This window comes from Micromonospora maritima (assembly GCF_902825405.1).
GTDB classification, from domain to species: Bacteria; Actinomycetota; Actinomycetes; order Mycobacteriales; family Micromonosporaceae; genus Micromonospora; species Micromonospora maritima.
Genome location: NZ_CADEAU010000539.1, coordinates 1 through 3,408 on the forward strand (window position 1 = coordinate 1; position 3,408 = coordinate 3,408).

General features: G+C 75.4%; 4 protein-coding genes. 3 read left to right on the forward strand and 1 reads right to left on the reverse strand.

Features of this window, described 5'->3' with window-relative positions; genetic code table 11:
• Window positions 1-593: hypothetical protein (locus tag HUW36_RS28650; RefSeq protein ID WP_246248368.1), on the forward strand; the 593-nt coding region annotated here is incomplete at its 5' end.
• Window positions 594-936: 343 nt separating this feature from the next.
• Here HUW36_RS28650 and HUW36_RS28655 read toward each other — a convergent pair.
• Window positions 937-1,362 (reverse strand): PPOX class F420-dependent oxidoreductase, encoded by a 426-nt coding sequence (locus HUW36_RS28655; protein ID WP_174530973.1) that lies wholly within the window; start codon window positions 1,360-1,362, stop codon window positions 937-939.
• Window positions 1,363-1,606: 244 nt separating this feature from the next.
• Here HUW36_RS28655 and HUW36_RS28660 point away from each other — a divergent pair, with 244 nt between their 5' ends.
• Window positions 1,607-2,518 (forward strand): NmrA/HSCARG family protein, encoded by a 912-nt coding sequence (locus HUW36_RS28660; RefSeq protein ID WP_246248369.1) that lies wholly within the window; start codon window positions 1,607-1,609, stop codon window positions 2,516-2,518.
• 19 nt (window positions 2,519-2,537) lie between these two features.
• Window positions 2,538-3,383 carry a DUF6081 family protein gene (locus HUW36_RS28665; RefSeq protein WP_174530974.1) on the forward strand — a complete coding sequence of 282 codons (846 nt, stop codon included), beginning with the start codon at window positions 2,538-2,540 and terminating at the stop codon, window positions 3,381-3,383.
• Window positions 3,384-3,408: the final 25 nt, after the last annotated feature.

Here is a 3,408-nt window from a genome sequence, read left to right on the forward strand (position 1 = left end):
CCCGGTCGGCCGAGCCGACGCCGAGCGGGAGCCCGAGCCGGACTCCGTCCGGGCCGGCCGCCACCAGCGGCACGCCCTCCGCCCGACCGCCGAGCCGGGCCGTCCCCGCCGCGGCGATGCTGCAACTCGCCGACCTGCCCACCGGCTTCACCAGGACGACGAATGTCGACGGCGACTGGTCCCTGGAATCGGTGACCATCTACTGCGGAAACGAGTCGCCGTCGCTTCAGGTGGGGCAGGTGGCGAGCAGGTCGGTGCAGTTCGACTCGCCCAGCGACTGGCTGGTCCAACGGGTCACCCGGCACTCCGGCACCTCCGCGGCCACCGTGATGCAACGGGTCCGCCAACTGGTCACCGGCTGTGAGCCGGCCCGCCCGGGTGATTCCCTGTCGGTCCTCGCCGAGTCCCTGGGCGGCGACGACGCGCTGCTGGTGGGCAGCGAGATCGAGGGGACGCCCAGCCGGTGGCTCTTCGTCCGCCGGGGCGACCTGGTGGCACAGCTGCGGGTCGACCACCAGACGACCCCGGTCGAGGCCCGCCGGACCGCGTCGTCGGTGGCGGACCGCCTCTGCGCCGGCACCGACGCCTGTTGACGGTGGTCGCCGCCCCGCCCCGACCAGGGTGAATGGCCGATCGTCGAGCCGCGTCCACGCGTCGAGCCCGCCGCGTACCGGCCCGACGAACGGCACCGCCCGCCCGTGGCACGCCCGACGCCGCCCGGATACCCGGTCCAGCCGGCCGACGACGCGCGTACCGACGCTCGCCGTCCCGACCAGCCCGGTTCCGGCCGGCGGGTCGGCGGCGAGCGCCGCCGGATCGTCCCGCCACACGCTCAGGCCCGCGTCCACGAGCCGGCGGAGGTTGTCCGTCACGATCTGTCTCCTTCTGGCGTCGGCACGCCGTGGCACGGCGTGACAGGGGATGGCCGGTGTGCGGTCAGCCGGCGGTGGTGGCCGGGGCGACGGTGCGCCGGACCATCGCCAGGTGGTTCGGGTCCAGTCCCCAGGTGAACAGCCGCCGGGGGTGGATGCGGATCAGCTCCGGGCTGAGGAACTCCAGCTCCGGCGGGACCGGCTGGTCGACGAGCGCCTCGGCGAGCCCCCGGATCTCGATGCCCCGCACCCGCCACGGGCGGCGCGAGACCACGTCGTCGATGACGAACGACGCCTTGCCGTTGGCCGCCACGTTGCGGAACTTCTGCGTGGTGGCCATCGCCCGGCCGCCGATGTCGATGCAGTCCAGCTCGGCGTTGTACCAGTAGACGACCGGGTTGTTCTGGAGCGTGCCGTTCGGCTGCGCGGTGGCCAGCCGGCCGAGCCGCTGCGACCTCAGGTACTCCAGCTCGTCCTCGGTGAAGATCACGTCATCCTGCCCCTCGTCGACGTCCGACCCGCGCCGCGCGCGGCCCGCCGGGGGTGCGGCACACCCGGCGGCCCGATCGTCGGGGCCCCGGCTCGCCCCGGACTGGAGACCGGGTCGAGGGCCGCTCGAACCGGCGGCCTCGACCGGCTCTCGACGCCGGCTCTATCCCGGCCGGTGAGCCTTCGGCGGCAGGACGCGGGCGGCGGACGTCGCCCGCCGTGGCCGCGAGGGCGAGGAGGTGGCCGTGACAGCACGGGCAGACCGGTGGGTGCTGGTCTTCGGGGCGACCGGGAAGCAGGGCGGCGGAACCGCGCGGCACCTGCTGCGGCGGGGCTGGGCGGTGCGCGCCTTCGTCCGGGATCCGCAGCGGCCGGCCGCGCGGGACCTGGCGGCGCGGGGCGCCACCCTGGTGGTCGGCGACCTCGACGACGCCGCCTCGGTGCGCGCCGCGATGACCGGGGCGTACGGCGTGTTCAGCGTGCAGACCCCGCTCGGGCCGGGCGGCGTGCCCGCCGAGGAACGACACGGGCTGACCGTGGCCGACGTCGCCGGCGAGGTGGGCGTGGCGCACTACGTGCACAGCTCGGTGGGGGGCGCGGAGCGCCCCGAGGGGGTGTTCTGGCGGGAGGCGAAGCTGCGCATCGAGGACCGCATCCGCAAGCACGACCTGCCGGCGACGTTCCTGCGCCCCACCTACTTCATGGACAACTTCGCCCAGTACCCGCCGCTGCTGGAGGGCGACGAGCTGGTCTACCGGCGGGGCCTCGCGCCGGACACCCCGTTGCAGATGATCGCCTCCGGTGACATCGGCTTCTTCGCCGCCGCGGCCTTCGACGACCCGGCGACCATCGGCGCCCGGATCGAACTCGCCGGGGACGAGCTGACCGGCGAGCAGATCGCCGCCACGTTCGCCCGGCACACCGGCCTGCCCACGCGCTACGAGCCGGTGCCGATGGCGGAGCTGCGCCGGCAGAGCGAGTGGCAGGCCACCGCCTACGGCTGGCTGAACCGGATCGGCTACCACGCCGACATCCCGGCCCTGCGCCGGCAGAACCCCGAGCTGCTCACCCTCGCCGGCTGGCTGTCGCGCACCGGCTGGGCGCCGAGCAGCACCCACAGCGCCCCGCCGGCGGCCGGTGTGCCGCGCAACGGCTGACCCGACAGTGGAGGTGGCGATGAGCGCCGAGTCCGAGACCACGACCCGTCCGCACCGCAGCGGGGAGGAGGTGCTGCACGACGACTTCACCGGTCCGCTCTCGGTCGGTGGGCCCACCTCGCGGTGGCGGCTGCGACCGGTGCCCGGCTTCCCCGCCGGGGACGGGGCCACGGTCACCGGGGAGGGCGGCCTGACCGTGGTGCCGACCGGGACCGATCCGGGCACCGGCGAGCCGGCGTTCGCCGACCCGCCGCAGCCGCTGTCGGAGACCGACCACCTGCGCTGGGCGCTGATGGCCAACCGGGACACCCCGGCGGGCCTGCCCGGCTTCGCGGTGCCGGCCGGCGGCTTCACGCTGCGGGCGGAGCTGGCCGTGCGGGCGTACGGTCTGGACCGCCACCCGTACGGCGACACCGTCGCCGACCCGCGCCGGGACCTGCGGCTGGGCGCGTCGGCGCTGATCTGCATGGACCGGGAGACCGGCATGGTGTTCGACTTCATCGTCACCGACCGGTGCGTCTTCGCCGTCTACGAGCGGCTGGCGTTCCCGCCGCACACCTACGGCGGGTTCTCGTTCGCGGTGCCGGTCCGCGACCGCGAGCCGGGGGACGTCCACGACCTGGCCCTGCGCTACGACGCGGACCGGCGCACCGCGCACTGGTACGTCGGCGACGACGAGGTGCTCACCGTCGACCGGATCGGGCACCGCGTCCTCGACCCGGGGTACGCGCTGCGGGACAACGGCCGGCCGGCCGAGTCGGCCGCGCCCCGGCAGCTCACGGTCGGGCTGGCGTTGTTCGCCGACCGGATCTGGGGCCAGGGCGTGCGGCTGGACGTGCGGCGCCTGACCGCGTACCGGGACTGAGCCGGCGCGGGACCGCCGGTGCCCG

Bases quoted from the DNA above. Each gene is read 5' to 3' on its own strand.
- HUW36_RS28665 (WP_174530974.1), top strand. From the start codon at position 2,538: ATGAGCGCCGAGTCCGAGACCACGACCCGTCCGCACCGCAGCGGGGAG.